This is a genomic window from Ruegeria sp. AB5, assembly GCF_056542645.1.
This window is the reverse complement of sequence record NZ_JBQGAE010000092.1, coordinates 1-515: the sequence shown is the minus strand read 5'-3', so window position 1 is coordinate 515 and position 515 is coordinate 1. Positions and strand designations below refer to the sequence as shown.

Genomic DNA, 515 nt, shown 5'->3' with positions numbered 1-515 from the left:
CGATTGCATCATTGTCAAAGTCCTGACGCTGAAGTGCCCGCGGCTCATTGCCAATCAGGCGATATTCCGCGATTTGCGCGGGGTTGAACTCGACCTGAATTTTGACGTCGTTGGCAATTGGAAACAGCACGCCGGTCAATTGATCGACCAGCACTTTACGCGCCTCGCCCAACGTGTCGATATAGGCCGCCTGCCCGTTCCCGTTCTGCACTAAGGCCTGCATCGTGGCATCATCCAGATTGCCGCGTCCAAAGCCCAAAACGCTCAGATAAGTTCCGCTGTCGCGTTTCCGAGCAATGAAGTCCTTCAAAGCCTCCGGATCCGACAGCCCCACATTGAAATCACCGTCTGTTGCCAGAATGACCCGCGTCACCTCGCCATCCGACGCAATCTCCTCGGCCACCTGATAGGCCTGTTGCAACCCGGCTTGTCCGGCGGTCCCGCCTCCAGCCTCGAGCTTATCCAGCGCCGCCAAAATCTTACTCCGCTCGGTGGCCGGGGTCGGTTCCAGCACC

At 58.4% G+C, this 515-nt stretch carries 1 protein-coding gene; it reads right to left on the bottom strand.

Annotation, left to right across the window (positions count from 1 at the left end):
- Positions 1 to 515 (bottom strand): YfbK domain-containing protein (locus ACR0L4_RS23770; RefSeq protein WP_480515692.1); only part of this gene is annotated, 515 nt, incomplete at both ends.